Source organism: Paenibacillus sp. JT22N1 (assembly GCF_059692155.1).
In genome coordinates, this window is record NZ_JCAUAW010000015.1 from 33,647 (window position 1) to 51,670 (window position 18,024).

Here is an 18,024-nt window from a genome sequence, read left to right on the forward strand (position 1 = left end):
ACTATGAAAAAGCAGGAATGTGTAGCCATGCTATTAGCTGGCGGTGAAGGTACTAGACTAGGTCCTCTAACTAAAAATATCGCTAAACCGGCTGTTCATTTTGGCGGAAAATATAGAATTATCGACTTTACCTTGAGCAATTGCCGTAATTCCGGTATCGATACGGTCGGGGTGCTGACGCAGTACAAGCCAGCTGTTTTGCATGCCCATATTGGCAATGGGGAAGCCTGGGGCATGGCGAGTGAAAGCGGCGGCATCTCCATTCTGGAGAGGCAGGCTGGCACGCCGAATGCTTATTCGGGAACAGCGGATGCCATCTATCAAAATATATCCTACCTTCGTAAACATGATCCAAGCTACGTGTTAATTATTTCTGGTGATCATATCTATAATATGGATTACAGAGCTATGCTCGAGCATCATAAAACTTCTGGTGCCGATGCAACGCTTTCGGTTATTCCAGTGAGATGGGAAGAAGCAAGCCGGTTCGGTATTATGAGCACGGATGAGCATCACCGGATTACCGGATTTGCTGAGAAACCGCTCAAACCTGTTAGCAATCTAGCTTCTATGGGCGTTTATATATTTAATTGGGATGTGCTAAAGACGTGCCTGGAACAAGATGCGAAAGATATGACATCTAGTCATGATTTTGGTCATGATATTATTCCTGGACTGTTGACTGCAGGGGCCCATTTATCCGCCTATCCGTTTGAAGGGTATTGGAAAGATGTCGGTACGATCGAAAGTCTATGGGAATCCCATATGGATTTACTAGGTTATACGCCAAGGCTGCAATGGGATCACGAAACATGGCCTGTGCTGACCCAAGAGCGTGATCTTCCGAAAAGCCATGTCGCCCTAAATGCCAGAGTGAACAATGCGGTGATAGGAGACGGCGCAGCCATTCATGGTAATGTAAGTCATTCTGTACTATTTGATGGCGTTAGGATTGGAGAAAATAGTAGAGTCTTGAACAGTGTCATCATGCCGGGCGTTCAGATTGGAAAAAATGCACTTATTCTTAATGCCGTTATTGGAGAAGGATCCATTATTAAAGATGGAGCTATTGTTGGTAAGCCAGGTGGTGCAGAGATTATTGCAGTAGGTGAGAAAACAGTGGTAGGACGCCATTATCCAGCTGCGATACCTGCTATGCTGACGGATACGAGGCTGAATTTCGGCTAATCGGACGTAGTAAATGCTTACGATGCAAGTCTTGCTAAAGCAAGACTCAGTGAATGCTTACGAAGCTAGTTTTGCTAACGCAAAACTCAGTTAATGCTTACGATGCAAGTCTTGCTAAAGCAAGACTCTGAGGAGGAGTGTATGATGAAAAATGTTCTTGGCATGATCAATCTCATGAATGAACAGGATGATTTATCAACGCTTACACGCAATCGTTGTGTCGCTGCTGTGCCTTTTGCCGGTCGGTATCGACTGGTCGATTTCGCGCTTTCCAATATGAGCAATTCGGGCATTCAGAAAGTCGTCGTTCTGGCCAATTCGAAGGCGGATTCGCTGCTTGAACATGTGGGTGACGGGCATCACTGGGGTTTAGATGCTTCGGATGCAGGAGGGGTCTCAATTCTCCCTCCTTTCTCCCTATGGATTGATCCCGCGAGTGATACGCGGACCCTCGACCATGGCGACCTCCTTCATCTATACAGTCATCTCGATTATTTAAAGTCGTGCACCGAAACCTATATTTTACTAGCGCCTAGCAGTGTTATTTATCGCTCTAATTTCGAAAATATGGTCGACTATCACCTCAGCAGCGGCGCAGAAATTACAGTCCTTTTTAAGCATTTGACTGAAATTGACCGTCATGCGCATATTGGTCACGCTTACAACTTGGAGATGAATGATCAAGGACGCGTTATCAGCGCCTCTCCCACTTATCACGCTCTGCCATGCATAACACCGCAAAATATCGATTTGGATACGATGGTTATGGAGCGGAAGCTACTGATTAGTCTTATTGAGCAAGGCTTGAAGCGCGGAAGCGAGATCTATCTGAAAGAGGTCATCTGGGCTCATCTGGCCGATATTCATGTACAAGGTTATGCCAATCATGGGTATATGGCGATTATGGATTCCATAGACAGTTATTATGTGCACAGCATGGATCTCCTGCAACCGCAAGGCTGGAAGCAATTCATGATTAATCAAGAGTTTGTCTATACGCGGAAAGTGGAAGAACAAGAAACGGCCTGTAACCATGACGCGCTGATCCGCAATTCGTTCGTCTCTCATGGCTGCCAGATTGAAGGCTATGTGGAGAACAGCATCTTGTTTCCAGGTGTGACGGTAAGCAAAGGCGCCAGTGTTAAGAATAGTGTCATCATGCATGACTGTGCAATTGAAGCAAGCGTGTATTTGGACCGAGTTATTTTGGACAAGCAGGTCGTAGTAGAGCAAGGGGCCGTGTTATGCGGTCAGTACGCACACCCCTTTGTGGCTGAGAAAAGTGAAGTGATCTAATCCAAAGGTGCGAGAGTAGGAGGATCAGATATGAACGTAATGTTACGTGATAAAGGTGCTAAGCTGCTAACACACATGACAGGCTACCGCAGCCGTGTCTATAAGCTAGCTTTGTTCTTACTAGTCGTTATTCTAGCGATGATTATCGTCAGATGGACAACTTCTGAACAAATCGGTGAACCTGAGATTATCCTTTCACCGGAGATCATCAGTCTGAATCCGGAAGGATCAGATAACACTTTCGTCCCCGTCCTGCCGCCTACTCTCGCCGCTGTCCAAGCGGAGTCTAGCAGTGATAGTAGTGTTAATTTACAGGTAGCTGAAGCTAACTCATTGGTTCCTATGCTCAATAGCCTAGAGGGAATCTCACTTTATGATGATACAGAGTCAGTCATTGCCAAGAAAGGGTACCCACTAACGTTTGTCCAGGATCCCAACTTTGTAGAAGCCTTTACGTATGAATACCCGGATATGAATATTGGCTTCCAAGATGATATCGTGACTTTTGTTCAAATTCCAGCCAAGGTTGGGCACGTTCAAATCAATGATCAACGGATTCCGTTGACGATAACGGATGTGAAGCGGCTGCTAGGAGAACCCGATTATGTGGCGGAGGACGGTATCGTCTTTCAGCGGAGAGAAGCATTAATTAAGCTTTTTATTGAACCAGAGACACAAGAACTGATATCCATCGATTATTATCATCTTTCAAGTACCTAATGTCTGCAGCTGGCCCTATGGTCAGCTTGAAGGCATATGCAGGGAGATCATCCTATTTTAGGCAAAGCTTGTGTAAAAGGTAGAGGCTTGTTACTATTTAGAGAAAGAATAACGTAAGGGAGTGTGGCTGATGTCAGCAGAGAAGTTCCAAGTTGATCAGGAAGAATTGGAGAAATCTATACAGCTTCGTATCAGTGGGGAGCTCGATTTGGCTGCGGCCTTAACGTTCCGTCATGCGCTCGAAGCAGTTGTTCATCGGGCGGATAAGGCGTTAATTCTCGATGTGGGGCAGTTGAGGTATATTGATAGCACGGGGATTGGTATTGTAGTCTCGGCATTGAAAATTCGGGATGAGTTGAAAGCGCCGTTCACGGTCAGTAATATCCCGGCCGGCATTAAGCGGCTGTTTGATCTTACGGGAATCTCTGGATTCCTGAACGAAGGGATCGAAGGAAGCGCATGAATGTGATTCGTTTACAAATACCCGCGGCAGGGGAATACTTGGATATCGTAAGACTCAGTCTTTTTGGGGTTGCTACCAAGTTAGGTTTCTCTTATGAAGATATCGAGGATATGAAGGTAGCGGTTTCGGAGGCTTGCAACAACGCTGTACTTCACGGGGAACCGCAGAGTGGCAGTGGGCAAATCGAAATTAGCTATGAGCCCGGAGACGACAGATTGACTGTGAAAGTGAAAGATGATGGCACAGGCTTTAATTATCAAGAACGCGACGAGCATACGGTGCCATTTTCAGGGGCTTCGCCCAGCGAGCTAGAGTCTGGAGGCCTCGGGATTTATCTCATGCAAGCGCTGATGGATGAGGTTATCGTGAACACAGACCGAGGAACCGAAGTCACGCTCGTCAAATATGTCCAAAACAAAACCACGGATTGACGGGAAAACCGCCGATCCGTGGTTTTTTGTTAAGCTAGGTGAGAGTGTGATACAAGCATGATCTCTCAGTAAGAGAATATATTCTCCTGGATTTTTGTTTTCTGGTTCTTAGGAAAATGGCCAATCAGATAGGCAAGTTGTACAACGTACAACAATTTCCTTGATTACTTCTTGAAAAACTCAGGATGTTGTAGTTTATACAACAATTAATCCCTTTTGTAGGCTGTAGAGCTACTTTAGGCTGGAATTGTTGTATTTTCTGCAACAATCGTACGGAAAACGCGGATTAGATTGCTTAATGTTGTACAAAGTACATCAAGTACACGATAAGCAAAAGAATGAAGATACGTTTTGGGCGCCATAACTTACTTGCACCAACCATTACACACTCACGACCAAGTATGGCCTAAGCCGGTGTTTTTATTTGCCAAGATACGCATCCAGCATCCAGCTGTGCTTCTCAAGCGATGCGCGAATCCCGATGAGCAGATCGGCTGTCGGTTGATCCTTTTGCTCTTCAGCAAGTTCAATTCCCTCAGTCAGCTCCGAGCAAATGCGGGTGAAATCACTCACCAGCTGCTTCACCATTTGCTCAGCCGTCTCCTCATTTTTAGCTTCCTTAATGGACGCTGTGGCCAAATGTTCCTGCAAGGTTGCTGTCGGAATCGTACGAAGAGATAGCATTCTCTCCGCGATAACGTCTAGATGCAAGGCAACCTCTGTATATAATTCTTCGAATTTGATATGGAGGGTAAAGAAATTCTCGCCTTTCACATACCAATGATAATTATGCAGCTTCATATAAAGAACCGAAAAGTTAGCGACCTGCTTGTCAAGAATCTCTGTAATCGGACTTGCTTTCGTTGCAGCTTTGACCATTGTAAAATCCCTCCACTTAATTGGTATAGTTGTGCATACGTATATGTACCCTGCCTTATGCCTCTTGAAACAGAAAGGAAAGTAAATCGAAAATTTCTGCATAAATTGTTTCAGATGCCAAGAACAGGGGTAAGCAATAAGTAATTAAGCAGATAGGGGTGATTGAAATGTTAGTACAAATTAGTGCGATCATTGCAGCCGTTGCGTTTGTGTTCCTTGTCTTCTATTTGATTCAAACTTTGAAATCACTGAAAAACTCATTAGATGAGATCACATTAACGATGGGCCAAATGAAGGATGAGGTCACACAGATCAGTTCGGAAGTACAGGACGTTATTCTCAATACCAATGAGATGGCCATAGATGTGCGTGTGAAGCTGTCGAAGCTTAATCATTTGTTCAGCTCGGTTAACGATGTAGGGCAAGTGATTCACGAGTTAACATCGTCGGTGAAACAATCAGCTACGAGCCTAATCACAGCAGTTAAACAAACGAATTTAACCCAACAAACTCAGCCGCTTAGTACGAAATGGAAGACGATTTTGCAAGGAGTAGCCATCTCGTATGAGATGTTGCAAAAAATGAAAGCCAAGAAATCACCGCAAACTGGAATTACGAAATAGGAAGGGGTCATCTTGTGAACGCTATACGTAAATTTACTGTCTACAAACAATCGAATGGGAAAGAAAATATCATATACTTAAGTGGAGAACTTGATTTATCTGCTGCATCGGAGTTAGCCACAGTGCTTGACTCGGTCGTTCATAAAGGAAATGAGATTCTAACGTTGGATTTAAAAGAGTTGCGTTATATTGACAGTACCGGAATTGGTATGATTGTCTCCGTGCTTAAAGTGAGAGCTGCGATGAAGGCAGCCTTCCATATACATCACATTCCTGCCAAAGTTCAGCGATTATTCGAACTAACCGGCATTGCCCGCTATTTGGTAGATCGTGAAGACCAAAGTCAAAACCAAGGTGTAACAGAAAGGAAAGAAGAAATCATATGAGCCCATACATTGGCCTTACGATACCGGCAAAGGCGGAATATCTAGATATTGTTCGACTCACTTTATATGGCGTTGCCACCAAAGCGGGCTTTTCCTTCGAAGAAATTGAAGACATGAAGGTTGCTGTGGCAGAAGCTTGCAACAATGCGATCCTGCATGCTTACTCTCATGACCAGTCAGGAACCGTGGAGGTTCAATTTGAGCACAGCAGCGGCTTTTTGAGAATTTCTGTGAAGGATGAAGGCAATAGCTTTAATTACGTTCAAACAGATGCCGAAGCTGCCTCGCTGCACCATAAATCCATCAGTGAAGCGACGGTGGGGGGACTAGGTTTGTTCCTGATGCAAGCTTTAATGGATGATGTACAAGTATTGACGCATAGCGGTAAAGGAACCGAGGTTATTCTGACGAAGCAACTGGCAAGCCAGCTGAATAGAAAAGAGGAAATGGTATGAATGCGAATGCATCATCCTCGAAACCGTTATATGAAATGTATTCGAAAATGAAGATTTATCGGGAAACCTCATGTCAAGAGACGGCTACGGCTCTGCTGCTGCACTATGAACCCATTGTTCGTATGGCAGTAGGTAAGATGTCGCGGAGCCGTCCTGATTTATATGAGGATTTATTTCAAGTTGGACAGATGTCGATGCTGCGGCTTTTTGTACAGTATGATAGCACCATGGAGATTCCGTTTGAAGCCTATGCAATGAAAAGCTTAATTGGTCACCTGAAAAATTATTTGCGTGACAAGTCATGGTACATACAGGTTCCAAGACGAATTAAGGAGAAAGGTTCGCTTGTCCAGCGTGCCCTAGATGAGCTAACTGTGAAGTTCGAACGTTCGCCGAGTATCGATGAGATTGCGGCTTATTTAGAGCTGAGTCCGGAAGAAACGATTGAAATTCTAGCAGGCCGCGATTATTATAATTACACATCATTGGATACTCCGCTCACGAGTGATGGGGATAGTGCGACGATTGGTGATATGATCGCCGGTCCAACGGATGACTTTCAAACCCTCGAGAGACGTATGGATCTCGAAGAGGCGATGACTTGTTTGAAAGAGGAAGAACGTACGGTTATTGGTCTCATTTATCATGAAGGACAATCGCAAAGGCACATTGCTGACCAATTAGGGATTTCTCAGATGAGTGTATCCCGGATTCAGAAACGGGCGATTGATAAGCTGAAGACTGTATTAAACCAGAGCACGTAAGGAGGCTACCCGATGCCGGGCAACCATTTTCAATTGGAGTACGGGAAGAAAGTACGCTTAGAAAGCATTGATCCTAATGAAACCGGAGCCCTTCACGATCGTGAAGAGGCCGAACCGAATATAGAACGTCTGAGCGAACGATTAGAAACCTTGCAAAATATCCTGTACGCCGAGAAGAAACAGTCTGTTCTTTTTGTGATTCAGGGCATGGATTGCAGCGGCAAAGACGGCGTCGTTAAGCGTGCGCTCGGAAGACTCCATCCACAGGGCTTTCAAGTAAGCAGCTTCAGAACGCCTACTGAAGAGGAAACGGCTCATGATTTCTTGTGGCGCGCTCATAAGGTTGTGCCTGCGAAAGGAATGATCGGGGCCTTCATTCGGTCTTATTATGAGGATGTACTGATAACCCGAGTACACAACTCGATTAGTGATTCAGAAGCGAAAAAGCGATTCAAACACATTAATCGATTTGAGAAATTGCTGGAGAGCAGCGGTGTGAAAATCGTTAAGATTTTCCTGCATATCTCCAAGGATTTTCAACTTGCAAAGCTGCGGAATCGGCTAACGGATCCAACGAAACGTTGGAAATTCGACAAGAATGATCTCGTGGAGCGAGAATCCTGGGACGAATACCAGAAGGCTTATGAAGATGTGTTTAAGCAGTGCAGCACACCTTCTGCTCCGTGGTATATCGTGCCTGCTAATCATCGCTGGTACCGAGATTGGGCCGTTCTGCAAATTGCTGTAGAAGTGTTGGAAAGCATGAATTTAGCTTATCCAGAATCCGATCCGGAGCTCGATCAGTTACTTGATCAGTTATAGAAGCAAGCTCAAACTATCTCTCTAGCTCTCTTAATGTGGTATAGTGAGAATAGTAGAATGTTAACATAACATTCTCTACGAACTGTACTAGGAGGCACACATGTTTAAATCTATTCCTATCAACATAAAGACGAAAATCACGTTAGGATATGTCTGTATTATTCTATGTTTAGGGGCTGCCCTCTTAGTAGTGAGTGATCGAATAACCTCTCTTCAGAAGGAAGTAGACTACATATCCACGCATGATATTGAAGTGCGCGATCTCCTTAACGTTATACAGAAAAACATGACCGATATGGAAACGGGGATGCGAGGCTACATCATTACAGGGGATGAGCAGTACCTGGATCCCTATGAGGCCGGCAGCCGAGCATGGCTCGATAATTATAATAAGCTGCATTTATTAATAAGTGATAATCCTGCACAGCAGAAAAGTTTGGAGCAGATCAAACCGACGATTCAGAACTGGATCAAGAATGCTGGCGATAACGTTGTTAAGTTGAAAAAAGAAAACAATACTGCAGCCATTAATGATTTTTTTAAACAAAACTCAGGAAAAAAATTGATGGATCAGCTGCGCACGCAGTTTGATTCCTTTCTTAGGGTTGAACAGCAGTTAACGGCTGCAAGAGTCGATCAATTAGCAAAAAGCAACTATAATCTTAGAGTTGTGCTTTTTACCGTTTTGGGCATTACTTCTATTTTTGCGGTTCTGGTGGCTGTATTTTTGTCCAATTCAATAACTAGCACGATCAATCGAGTTATTAAGACAATTCGAGATATTACAGCTGCTGAAGGAAATCTAGACGCAAGAATTGAAGTGAGAACCAATGACGAGATAAGAGTGCTGGCAGAAGCAACGAATGATTTGCTGGCAAGCTTAGACAAGCAAAACTGGATTCAAACCAATATAACCGAAGTATCAACTTTGTATCAGGGGATTAGCGATATCACGGAATTGAGTGAAACTTTCGTGAGTAAGCTAGCTCCTATGCTGGATGCCGTCTATGGTGTTGTTTACCTCCGTAATAACGCTGGGGGCGAGACTCGGTATGTGAAAATAGCAGGGTATGCGGCATCCGGGGTGGATCCCTCAACTGCTAGCTTTCGGTTAGGGGAAGGCTTAGTCGGTCAATGTGCCATAGATAAGAGGATTTTCCTGATGGACAATCTTCCGGAGAACCATGTTAAACTAACGTCAGGTTTAGGCGTTTCCCCACCTCGAAGCTTATTGGTTGCTCCTATCATGGTGGAAGGCAAAGCAGAGGCAGTTATTGAATTAGCTTCACTTCAACCCTTCCAATCGAAGCATCTTACTTTGGTCGATTCGCTGCAAGAGAAATTCGGAACGGCGATTACGAGTGTGCGAAGCCGAATGGAAGTAGAGCGTCTGCTTTCGGAGTCACAGATGTTGACGGAAGAATTGCAGGCACAATCGGAAGAGCTGCAGACACAGTCTGAAGAACTCCAGATGCAGCAAGAACAGCTGCGGATGACGAATGAGTTCCTAGAGGAACAGAACCATTTCGCGGAGCAGAAAGCGTTAGAGTTGAAGAAAGCAAAAGATGAGCTGGAAGAGTTCTCGCTTAAGCTTCAGACGAGTTCGCGGTACAAGTCCGATTTTCTAGCGAATATGTCCCATGAGCTGCGAACACCGCTCAATAGCATAATGATTTTGTCGCAAATGCTTGCGGAAAATAACGGTGACATACAAATGTCGGAGGTTGTGGATTATTCGCGTGTCGTTTATGCCGCAGGCAATGATCTGCTCACGCTGATTGACGATATTCTTGATTTATCCAAAGTAGAAGCGGGTAAAATGGAAATTATGACGGACGAGGTCAATGTGACCGAAATTCCGCAATTAATGAAGCTGATGTTTGATCCCGTAGCGGATAAGAAGGGGCTGGATTTCGAGGTCATTTTGGAGCCTAATGTGCCTAATGTGATTTTGACGGATGGCCAACGCATGCTGCAAATCGTGAAGAATCTGTTATCTAACGCATTTAAATTTACTGAGCAAGGCTTTGTAACCATGAAAATTGCGCTCGCTGACCCTTCCCGAGTCAAAGAGCTGCTTCATAGAGATCCGGAAGAAACCGTACTGGCTATTTCGGTTACAGATACCGGAATAGGTATCCCGATCGATAAGCAACAGGTTATTTTCGAAGCGTTCCAGCAGGTGGATGGTACAACGAATCGTCAATACGGCGGAACGGGACTTGGTTTATCGATATGCCGCGAGTTTACGCGTTTGCTTGGTGGATCCATTGTCGTGAAAAGCGAGCTTCACAAGGGCAGCACGTTCACCCTCTATATGCCTAATGCGCGTGAATTGGAGCCTGAGGTCCAAGAGAACGATCATCCGCGGGGGGAAATTGCAGCAGCTATAGAGGAATTGAAACTAGATACCACTGTAACAGTTTCGACGGAACCTAGTGCCTTAATAGCAGACCAGCAAATGGCTGAGCCCATAAGCTCTGATTCGCAATTGTTTCACGGTAAAAGGGTGCTTCTCGTAGACGATGATGCGCGTAATGTTTTCGCGCTTGTCACAGCACTTGAGACGAAGGGAGTTACCGTGGAGATTGCTGATCACGGCAAGCATGCCCTGGAGCTTTTATCCGTAGATTCCGACTACGACCTTGTGTTAATGGACATTATGATGCCGGTCATGGGGGGCTATGATGCGATGAAAGCGATTCGCGGTCAGCTGCAGCTGAACGATTTACCCATCATTGCACTAACGGCGAAAGCAATGAAGAGTGAGAAAGAGAAATGTCTGGAGTCCGGCGCTTCCGACTATATCACCAAGCCGCTGAATATGGATCAGCTATTCTCGCTTATGCGGGTATGGTTGACGAAGCAGGTGAAGAAACATTGATTCGCCAGTCCTTAGATAATTACTCGGAATTAGAAGAACTGCCCTACGATGAGCTGCAAAATATCGAGATTAATCTGCTCTTGGAAGGCCTATATCAAATGTATGGGTTCGATTTCCGCCATTATGTGCGCTCATCCTTACGCAGGAGAATTCTCAATCGCATGAAAGCAGAGAAATTGCCATCCATCACAGCGCTGCTAGAAAAAGTCCTGCACAAACCCGGCTTCGTGGAACAATTACTGAACGACATGTCGATCCGAGTGACAGAAATGTTCAGAGATCCAAGCTTTTTCAGCGCTTTTCGTAATCAGGTAGTTCCCGAGCTAAGGAAGTATCCTGAGATTCGGATTTGGCATGCAGGCTGTGCGACCGGAGAAGAAGTGTACGCGATGGCGATCCTGATGCAGGAAGAAGGCTTGGCCGAGAGAACGAAGATATATGCGACGGATATGAATGAGAAAGCGATTGAGAGCGCGCAAAAGGGCGCTTTCCCGCTGAAGCAGATGCAGGTCTATACGAAGAACTACTTGGAATCTGGCGGGACCAAAGCCTTCTCCGAATACTATACAACAGACCATCAATATGCTTATTTTCAGCCGCTGATGAAAGAAAATCTGATGTTTGCACAGCACAATCTCGTAACGGACGGCTCCTTTAATGAATTCCATGTCATCCTGTGCCGCAATGTCATGATCTATTTCGATACGAAGCTGCAGCAGCAAGTGCACAGCCTATTTCATGGCAGTTTAATTCCAGGTGGATACCTAGGCTTAGGAAAAAAAGAATCCATCCTTTTCGTGCCTGAAGGTGTGCAATATGATGACTTCGTACCGCAGGAACGAATTTATCGTAAGAGATAATTTTGCTGGACACTCTCCGTTGGAGAGTGTTTTTTGTTTTGAATAGGGGGGAGGCGGAGTCTATTCTACGCGAGCAAATAATGGGGATTTCTGCGGGGAGTACAACTAAATCGATTAAGTTTGCTGTGCTTTATGCATCTTTCTGTTCGGCAACAGACGCGTAAGATACAATGCCCGTACGTGTAATCGCGTAGCGCCAACCTCTGCGGAACGTAGATACCTTATTTCGCTCGAAACCGCGTATTTCATGGTTTCGCGGAACGAGGAGTCGCTATTTCATGATTCAGAAGTGTAAAACTGCAAAAACACCAAAATAGCGTACCCACGTTCCGCATATGGGCTCGATATCGACATATTAACCGAAATAGTGGATCCTCGTTCCCCGTCAGCCTCAGATCAGCAGCTTAGTACCGAGATTTTAGTTGTTCATATGTATTTGAACAAAATCATATCTATTTACCTGCCCTCGCACTCTCCTTTTTACTACAACCCCCATAACGGAGCACGTCCACTGGTCTATACAGGTAATAGGGACCCACATCCCCCTACAATGCTCAGAGTCCTGCTATCTATATCCTCGACTCGACCCAACCCAACCCAACTCGCATGCTGATTATGGTTTTATTGTTGGGAAAATAAGAGTTGTTTCATCAGCAGCGGGGAACGTTTACATATAAAGTAGCTTGTACTTTAGAGCAGAAAGAAGGGAAACGAATGGAAACAGATATCGATGAGAAGAAATCTACAGACGATTGCACGCCTGAGAAGTTGTTTCAGGAACTGGACAACGATCCGAGCACCAAGCTAGATAATGACCAGTTAGATCGCATAACGGCCATGGTGAATGAATATCAAGGGAATATTAAGTCCCATTTGATTGAACAGCAGGAGAAGAAGTCTTCAAGGGCTGATCGTCTTGCTGATCATATCGCCTCTTTTGGCGGCAGTTGGACATTTATAGTGCTGTTTTGCACTTTTTTGGGCATTTGGATGATCATTAATCTGATGAGCTTCGCATTTGATAAACCGCCGTTTATCCTGCTTAACTTGATTCTATCTTGCGTTTCGGCTTTGCAGGCACCGGTTATTCTGATGAGTCAGAATCGTCAAGCGGCGCGAGATAAGCAGGAGGCGATCCTTGATTTCGCGATCAATTACCGAGCCGAACAAGAGAATATGGAGTTAAAGGTACTGCTCGAACGTCTAGATAAAAGGCTGGTAAGAATTGAACAGATGGGCTTAACACGGCAAGCTGAAAGAGAAGAAAACAATGGATGAGATCCTATTTTTCAGTTGAAAAGTGTTTCATTACTAGGCGAAGTGGTTAATAGATAACATAGCAAGAACAACCAATATCCGATGATAAGAAAGGGTGTTTCCTATGTTAGGTTGGGCAATTATGTTTCTAATCATTGCGCTTGTAGCCGGTGTTTTTGGATTTTTTGGGATTGTCTCGGCAGCGGTAGGGATTGCCAAAGTCTTATTCTTCGTATTCCTGATTATGTTCGTCGTATCCTTGATTTTCGGAAGACGAAGAGGCTTTTAGCAAAAGTTTAATACATCACTAACCCAATAAATAATAGCCAAAGAGGAGGAAATACCATGAATACTTATACCAGAGTGAGTGTGACATCGAATCTTCAAGAGGCACAGAATAAAGTGCAGCAATTGTACAGAGAAGGCTTTGAGCGAGAGCATATTTATGTGCTGACGCATAGTGCTGAAGGTACTGATTACGTTGCTAACTATACGGGCGCTGAGCAGATCACCATAGCGGAAGAGGGGGTGCTGACGTCGATCGCTAATCTGTTCCGTTCTCGCGGCGATGAGCTGCGGGCGAAGATGAGGGCACTCGGTGTGCCTGATGTGGAGGCCGGTCGTTTGGAAGGCGAGTTGGATAAAGGAAAAATCCTTGTTCTGGCTACCCCTTCAAACGAGGTTAGAGAATATAATGGCGAAGACTTTCAACGCACTATTTTATGATAAAGGGATGAAAAAAGGGACTCCTTCCTTCAAGGAGTCTCTTTTCTGTGTAGATAAGAAAGTATAAGTTTTATACTTTTGCTTCGCATCTACCTTGACAAACGCGCTCGTCCCTAAGGACGACGGAGTCGTGTATCCTTGCCTCATGAAAAAATAAAAACAAAAAACCCTAAACGCCTCCATTCGAAGACGCTAGGGTTTCTCGTGAAATCAATTGCTACCTTCTTGCATTCATCGCCTGCTGCTTGTGTTCGATAAGGTTGGGAGCATCTTTAAATCCTTGACCATGGATGAATTGCAAATTGGACATGCAGGACTATCAGCGAATGAAAAATTATCTCTCATCCAGCATGAGCACTGTTCTGTGCTGCAGGTCCAGATGCTGGTTTGCTCCTCGGGGACAGGTTCCAACGATTTCTTTGAAAAGTACAATCGAACTCCTCCTTGTCATAGTAGACTCAGACTCGCAAGCAGTTAAAGCAATATGTGGTGAAGGACTACAGCTTGACTACATTTTCAGCTTGCGGTCCGCGGTTACCTTGAACAACTTCAAACTGTACGCTTTGGCCTTCATCCAAGCTTTTGAAGCCTTCCCCAGTAATAGCGCTGAAGTGAACGAAGACATCTTTGCCGCCTTCCATTTCAATGAAACCAAAACCTTTTTCTGCATTAAACCATTTAACCGTGCCTGTTTCCATGTATACAAAAACCTCCAACAATAATTTGTGCCTGCGCTACTGTTTCCGAAGACCACGTAGATCCCGATAGCTTGTTAACGCAGCTTTGATAATATATCCATTTATAGGGGAGCTTATTCCATTTTTACTAAAAATTCATTTATCGAAAAATGTATCACAAGGTCGTTACATCGATAAATATTGACGTACCGCCATTCTCTGCTCTATACTGGGGCTAATTGTAAGCCGATAGACACAACTTCATAGTTCGTATAACCTCGATAATTCGGTTCGGGGGCTCTACTGGGAACCTAAATCCTAACTACGAACACAATATATGCTCATATATTGTGTTTGTTGTTAGGATTTTTTTGGTTTCCTCATTTACGTTGAGGAGGAAGATGGATGGGTTCATTGTTGATTCGTGGTGCAAAAGCAATTATAACGGTGGATGCGGAGGATCGTGTGCTGGAACAGGCGAATATCCTGATTGAAGACAATCGGATAGTGAAGATGGGGAAAGACTTGTATGAGGCAGACCAGGTGATTGATGCTTCACAGATGTTCGTGTATCCCGGTCTCATTAACGTACATCATCATTTATATCAAACGTTCACACGCAATCTGCCGCAGGTGCAGAAGCTGGAGTTATTCGACTGGCTGCGTTATCTCTACGAAATTTGGAGAGGAATTACGCTAGACGCCGTGTATCATAGTTCGCTTACGGGGATTGCTGATCTGATGAAGAACGGTTGTACGACAGTTTTCGACCATCATTATGTGTTTCCACAGCAAAATAGTGCCCATTTTATAGATAAACAGTTCGAAGCCGCGGAGCGCCTTGGTATCCGTTTCGTCGCTTCGAGAGGATCCATGACGCTGGGCAAGGATCAGGGAGGGCTGCCTCCCATGAGCGTTGTTCAGGACATAAATACGATTCTAGTCGATAGTGAGAGGCTAATTGATCTCTACCATGATGCCAGCGCGGGTTCAATGCGGCAGGTAGTGCTCGCTCCGTGTTCACCGTTCAGCGTATCCGCGGATATCATGCTTGAATCGGCAAAGCTCGCCAGGTCGAAGGGTGTGCGGCTGCACACGCATCTAGCTGAGACGAAGAACGAGGAAGCCTACACGCTCGAACGTTTCGGGATGAGGCCTTTGGCCTACATGGAAAGTCTCGGCTGGTTAGGCTCCGATGTGTGGTATGCGCATGGTATATATTTTAACGATGACGAAATGAAGTTGCTTGCACATACCAAAACAGGAGTCGCGCATTGCCCGATTTCGAACATGAAGCTTTCGTCCGGCATAGCCAGGGTTCCCGAAATGCTTGCGATGGGGATTCCCGTAGGCTTAGCCGTTGATGGGAGCGCCTCAAACGATGGCTCGAATCTGCTAGAGGAACTCCGAGTCTCGTATCTCTTGCACAGACTTCAGTCTAGCAGTCAGGCACCGACCGGATATGATCTCTTGAAGGTAGCAACCAGAGGCGGCGCAGAAATATTAGGAAGAAGCGACATTGGGTCGCTTGAGATTGGTAAGACAGCAGACTTGTTCATGGTGCGTGTAGATCAAATTGATGCTGTGGGGACTCTAACAGATCCAAAGTCGTGGCTAGGTACGGTAGGACTCAAACGTCCGGTAGATTATACAATTGTGAATGGGAAGGTTGTTGTCGAGAACGGCAGACTGGTTGGAGCTGATGAGGAGAAATTAGCTAGAGAATGTCAGGATTCGTTCGAAAGATTCATTCAGCAATGAGAAAAGCTCGCTCCACACTGGTCATATAGACCGATGAGGGCGAGCTTTTGGCTTCAGGAGCAGGCTATTCTCTTGTAATGGTTACACTACCCGTTTTATTGTCGAAACCAACCTTACAGCCAAGCTGCTCGGCGATAAAACGAAGCGGTACGAAAGTGGAGCCATTCTTCAGGATCGGGGCGCTGTCCAATTGAACAGATGATCCGTTAACACTCGTTGTTTTACTGTTAAGGGTCAGAATAATCGTCTTGTCGTTAAGTTGATCTTTCACTGTGATTTGATTTGAGGCTGCGTTCCACTTCACTTCAGCCCCCAGTCTCTCCGAAATGAATCGAACGGGCACCATGGACACTTGATCCTCATTGATAAAAGGATGGGAGGAATCGAACTCGTAGTCGTCATCGTCCTGACTCATCAGCAAGTGAATGTCTTTTTTGGCGATTTTCAAATCTTCTCTCAGAAATGAATAGAACTTAGAATCTTTATTGAAATAGGTTAGGAAGGAATCGTTGTTGGCTGTTACCTCGCTCAGGTTCAATACCCCTCCAGAGGTATCAATGACACTAGCTGTAACAGGCTTATTAATATTCCATATTTCACTGGTGTATGTAAATTTAAGCGCACTGACTCCGGCACTAACCTCTGTGATGGGGAGTGTAAGCTCTGCATTTATTTTACGAATCTGTTTATCGTTATCGATGAAGAAGTCTGTCTTAAGTACGGTTTTATCACTCAGTAATGCCTTCACTTGGGAGTCGGATACAGAAGAAAGTGTGTCCTGCATGTTCTTATCCCACTCGTTGAGAGCTTTCCGAAGAAATTGCTGAATGGTTGTATAAACAAACTCAACAGCTAACGTCTTGTTATCAAGGTAAGCCATCATAAGGTCTGGTAATTCAGAACTTAACCCACTCTTAGAAGGGGAAGCTTTCATTTCTTCTTTAATAATAGGCACCAATGCATCATAGAGCTGACCAATCAATTCCTTCATTCCCTTTTCATCAGCGAGGATGTTCGTTAGGAATGCTTTCAGAAGGCCTACGAGCTCATTGCCTTTAATCTCTATGTGGGCCTTTTGCATGGAAAGTGGTTCACTATTCACAGGCTCGGACACGGAAGAAACGGCGAAATGTTCCGGATTGGGAGCATTGGTTAAGAAGAATTTGAGCAATGAAGGCCATAATTCTTCTGCTTTCTTGAGAAGCTGCTGCTGCATATCCGATGATAGCGCTGCAGAAGACGAACCAGCTAAGCCAGCTTGCGCTGCCATCAGATCAAAGAAAAGTGGTTTCTTAGCACCTTCGATATATATAGTGAATTTGGTCCCATTTAAATTGAGCTGGAAGGGGATAGATCCCTTGCTGTAAAAAGTAAGTGCACCATCTACAGTGATGTGCTGCTTATCTTGCATTTTAACGCTCTTCAGCTCTAATTTCACATGATTCAAGACGTCAATCATCCGTTTCTCGTCAGCGGGCAAGCCATCGGTGTTACCTGTGATGATGTCCATTTGAAGCGAGCCTTTGGATTCGGCGGATTGAATGCTGGCACTATTTTGAATAGCTTGCTCCAAATCTAACCCTTGAACAGCCTGACACCCCGTTAACGCCAAAAGCATAATAACTAATGCAGTGGAAATCCACCAAGTAAATCTCTTTCTTTGCATCTACAAATCTACTCCTTAGATATAATAGCTAGTAAAAAATAGCAGTGATAGATTATACGCACAAAAAGAGGGAAAGATGCGCTTGTATTAGAAAAATTTAACAATGTCGTTACGTGCACCTAATAGAAAAGCTCGTTTCTCAAAGGTCTCAATGACCTGATGAGAA

General features: G+C 44.8%; 20 protein-coding genes and 1 riboswitch. Of the genes, 16 read left to right on the forward strand and 4 right to left on the reverse strand.

The genetic code is table 11. The features are described from left to right. Positions 1 to 3: 3 nt before the first annotated feature. From AC58UU_RS26435 to rsbW (AC58UU_RS26455), 5 genes are all read left to right on the forward strand, one after another. Positions 4 to 1,188, forward strand: a complete 1,185-nt coding sequence (locus AC58UU_RS26435; protein ID WP_497320130.1) for a glucose-1-phosphate adenylyltransferase — start codon at positions 4 to 6, stop codon at positions 1,186 to 1,188. A 141-nt stretch (positions 1,189 to 1,329) separates the two neighbouring features. Next, a complete protein-coding gene (gene glgD / locus AC58UU_RS26440) occupies positions 1,330 to 2,484 on the forward strand; it encodes a glucose-1-phosphate adenylyltransferase subunit GlgD (protein WP_497320132.1) in 1,155 nt (384 codons plus the stop codon). 30 nt (positions 2,485 to 2,514) lie between these two features. Further along, positions 2,515 to 3,204: a hypothetical protein gene (locus AC58UU_RS26445; RefSeq protein ID WP_497320133.1), complete on the forward strand. Its 690-nt coding sequence runs from the start codon at positions 2,515 to 2,517 to the stop codon at positions 3,202 to 3,204. Positions 3,205 to 3,334: 130 nt separating this feature from the next. After that, positions 3,335 to 3,667, forward strand: coding sequence for an STAS domain-containing protein (locus AC58UU_RS26450; protein WP_171644424.1), 333 nt, complete (start codon positions 3,335 to 3,337; stop codon positions 3,665 to 3,667). Further along, the gene (gene rsbW, locus AC58UU_RS26455) at positions 3,664 to 4,098 is read left to right on the forward strand and encodes an anti-sigma B factor RsbW (RefSeq protein ID WP_497320134.1); all 435 of its coding nucleotides are present in this window, start codon (positions 3,664 to 3,666) and stop codon (positions 4,096 to 4,098) included. The genes AC58UU_RS26450 and rsbW (AC58UU_RS26455) overlap by 4 nt, the downstream gene beginning before the upstream one ends. Positions 4,099 to 4,518: 420 nt before the next feature. Here the strand turns inward: rsbW (AC58UU_RS26455) and AC58UU_RS26460 are convergent, their stop codons facing one another. Further along, entirely contained in the window at positions 4,519 to 4,977 is a 459-nt protein-coding gene (locus tag AC58UU_RS26460; RefSeq protein WP_497320136.1) for a Dps family protein, read from the reverse strand. Between the two features lie 167 nt (positions 4,978 to 5,144). Between AC58UU_RS26460 and AC58UU_RS26465 the strand changes: the two genes are divergently transcribed. From AC58UU_RS26465 to AC58UU_RS26510, 10 genes are all read left to right on the forward strand, one after another. Further along, positions 5,145 to 5,600, forward strand: coding sequence for a DUF948 domain-containing protein (locus tag AC58UU_RS26465; RefSeq protein ID WP_497320138.1), 456 nt, complete (start codon positions 5,145 to 5,147; stop codon positions 5,598 to 5,600). Positions 5,601 to 5,614: 14 nt separating this feature from the next. Further along, a complete protein-coding gene (locus tag AC58UU_RS26470) occupies positions 5,615 to 5,986 on the forward strand; it encodes an STAS domain-containing protein (RefSeq protein WP_497320140.1) in 372 nt (123 codons plus the stop codon). Further along, entirely contained in the window at positions 5,983 to 6,441 is a 459-nt protein-coding gene (rsbW, locus tag AC58UU_RS26475) for an anti-sigma B factor RsbW (protein ID WP_497320142.1), read from the forward strand. Before AC58UU_RS26470 ends, rsbW (AC58UU_RS26475) begins: the two co-directional genes overlap by 4 nt. Continuing rightward, entirely contained in the window at positions 6,438 to 7,205 is a 768-nt protein-coding gene (locus AC58UU_RS26480) for a sigma-70 family RNA polymerase sigma factor (protein ID WP_497320144.1), read from the forward strand. The genes rsbW (AC58UU_RS26475) and AC58UU_RS26480 overlap by 4 nt, the downstream gene beginning before the upstream one ends. A 12-nt stretch (positions 7,206 to 7,217) precedes the next feature. Beyond that, positions 7,218 to 8,027, forward strand: coding sequence for a PPK2 family polyphosphate kinase (locus AC58UU_RS26485; protein ID WP_497320146.1), 810 nt, complete (start codon positions 7,218 to 7,220; stop codon positions 8,025 to 8,027). Between the two features lie 100 nt (positions 8,028 to 8,127). Further along, positions 8,128 to 10,911, forward strand: coding sequence for a CHASE3 domain-containing protein (locus tag AC58UU_RS26490; RefSeq protein ID WP_497320147.1), 2,784 nt, complete (start codon positions 8,128 to 8,130; stop codon positions 10,909 to 10,911). Then, complete coding sequence (locus AC58UU_RS26495) at positions 10,881 to 11,771, forward strand: CheR family methyltransferase (protein ID WP_497320378.1); 891 nt, start codon at positions 10,881 to 10,883, stop codon at positions 11,769 to 11,771. Before AC58UU_RS26490 ends, AC58UU_RS26495 begins: the two co-directional genes overlap by 31 nt. Before the next feature lie 714 nt (positions 11,772 to 12,485). Beyond that, positions 12,486 to 13,049 carry a DUF1003 domain-containing protein gene (locus tag AC58UU_RS26500; protein WP_497320148.1) on the forward strand — a complete coding sequence of 188 codons (564 nt, stop codon included), beginning with the start codon at positions 12,486 to 12,488 and terminating at the stop codon, positions 13,047 to 13,049. A gap of 103 nt (positions 13,050 to 13,152) precedes the next feature. Further along, the gene (locus tag AC58UU_RS26505) at positions 13,153 to 13,317 is read left to right on the forward strand and encodes a DUF1328 domain-containing protein (protein ID WP_029196203.1); all 165 of its coding nucleotides are present in this window, start codon (positions 13,153 to 13,155) and stop codon (positions 13,315 to 13,317) included. Between the two features lie 56 nt (positions 13,318 to 13,373). Next, a complete protein-coding gene (locus tag AC58UU_RS26510; protein WP_497320150.1) occupies positions 13,374 to 13,754 on the forward strand; it encodes a YflT domain-containing protein in 381 nt (126 codons plus the stop codon). Positions 13,755 to 13,985: 231 nt separating this feature from the next. Here the strand turns inward: AC58UU_RS26510 and AC58UU_RS26515 are convergent, their stop codons facing one another. Next, positions 13,986 to 14,186 (reverse strand): cold-shock protein, encoded by a 201-nt coding sequence (locus AC58UU_RS26515; protein WP_082562262.1) that lies wholly within the window; start codon positions 14,184 to 14,186, stop codon positions 13,986 to 13,988. A 65-nt stretch (positions 14,187 to 14,251) separates the two neighbouring features. After that, positions 14,252 to 14,452 (reverse strand): cold-shock protein, encoded by a 201-nt coding sequence (locus AC58UU_RS26520; protein ID WP_029196201.1) that lies wholly within the window; start codon positions 14,450 to 14,452, stop codon positions 14,252 to 14,254. A 227-nt stretch (positions 14,453 to 14,679) separates the two neighbouring features. Continuing rightward, a riboswitch (purine riboswitch) is annotated at positions 14,680 to 14,776 on the forward strand. A gap of 60 nt (positions 14,777 to 14,836) precedes the next feature. Between AC58UU_RS26520 and AC58UU_RS26525 the strand changes: the two genes are divergently transcribed. Further along, entirely contained in the window at positions 14,837 to 16,192 is a 1,356-nt protein-coding gene (locus AC58UU_RS26525; protein ID WP_497320152.1) for an 8-oxoguanine deaminase, read from the forward strand. A 64-nt stretch (positions 16,193 to 16,256) separates the two neighbouring features. Here the strand turns inward: AC58UU_RS26525 and AC58UU_RS26530 are convergent, their stop codons facing one another. Then, entirely contained in the window at positions 16,257 to 17,858 is a 1,602-nt protein-coding gene (locus AC58UU_RS26530; RefSeq protein WP_497320154.1) for a copper amine oxidase N-terminal domain-containing protein, read from the reverse strand. Positions 17,859 to 18,024 lie beyond the last annotated feature (166 nt).

What these genes read in the sequence shown, in the direction of transcription:
- glgD (WP_497320132.1), top strand. Translation starts at nt 1,330, where the DNA reads ATGATGAAAAATGTTCTTGGCATGATCAATCTCATGAATGAACAGGAT.
- AC58UU_RS26435 (WP_497320130.1), top strand. Translation starts at nt 4, where the DNA reads ATGAAAAAGCAGGAATGTGTAGCCATGCTATTAGCTGGCGGTGAAGGT.
- rsbW (WP_497320142.1), top strand. Translation starts at nt 5,983, where the DNA reads ATGAGCCCATACATTGGCCTTACGATACCGGCAAAGGCGGAATATCTA.
- AC58UU_RS26460 (WP_497320136.1), bottom strand. Translation starts at nt 4,977, where the DNA reads ATGGTCAAAGCTGCAACGAAAGCAAGTCCGATTACAGAGATTCTTGAC.
- AC58UU_RS26520 (WP_029196201.1), bottom strand. Translation starts at nt 14,452, where the DNA reads ATGGAAACAGGCACGGTTAAATGGTTTAATGCAGAAAAAGGTTTTGGT.
- AC58UU_RS26465 (WP_497320138.1), top strand. Translation starts at nt 5,145, where the DNA reads ATGTTAGTACAAATTAGTGCGATCATTGCAGCCGTTGCGTTTGTGTTC.
- AC58UU_RS26505 (WP_029196203.1), top strand. Translation starts at nt 13,153, where the DNA reads ATGTTAGGTTGGGCAATTATGTTTCTAATCATTGCGCTTGTAGCCGGT.
- AC58UU_RS26495 (WP_497320378.1), top strand. Translation starts at nt 10,881, where the DNA reads ATGGTTGACGAAGCAGGTGAAGAAACATTGATTCGCCAGTCCTTAGAT.
- AC58UU_RS26450 (WP_171644424.1), top strand. Translation starts at nt 3,335, where the DNA reads ATGTCAGCAGAGAAGTTCCAAGTTGATCAGGAAGAATTGGAGAAATCT.
- rsbW (WP_497320134.1), top strand. Translation starts at nt 3,664, where the DNA reads ATGAATGTGATTCGTTTACAAATACCCGCGGCAGGGGAATACTTGGAT.
- AC58UU_RS26445 (WP_497320133.1), top strand. Translation starts at nt 2,515, where the DNA reads ATGAACGTAATGTTACGTGATAAAGGTGCTAAGCTGCTAACACACATG.
- AC58UU_RS26530 (WP_497320154.1), bottom strand. Translation starts at nt 17,858, where the DNA reads ATGCAAAGAAAGAGATTTACTTGGTGGATTTCCACTGCATTAGTTATT.
- AC58UU_RS26525 (WP_497320152.1), top strand. Translation starts at nt 14,837, where the DNA reads ATGGGTTCATTGTTGATTCGTGGTGCAAAAGCAATTATAACGGTGGAT.
- AC58UU_RS26510 (WP_497320150.1), top strand. Translation starts at nt 13,374, where the DNA reads ATGAATACTTATACCAGAGTGAGTGTGACATCGAATCTTCAAGAGGCA.
- AC58UU_RS26500 (WP_497320148.1), top strand. Translation starts at nt 12,486, where the DNA reads ATGGAAACAGATATCGATGAGAAGAAATCTACAGACGATTGCACGCCT.
- AC58UU_RS26490 (WP_497320147.1), top strand. Translation starts at nt 8,128, where the DNA reads ATGTTTAAATCTATTCCTATCAACATAAAGACGAAAATCACGTTAGGA.
- AC58UU_RS26485 (WP_497320146.1), top strand. Translation starts at nt 7,218, where the DNA reads ATGCCGGGCAACCATTTTCAATTGGAGTACGGGAAGAAAGTACGCTTA.
- AC58UU_RS26480 (WP_497320144.1), top strand. Translation starts at nt 6,438, where the DNA reads ATGAATGCGAATGCATCATCCTCGAAACCGTTATATGAAATGTATTCG.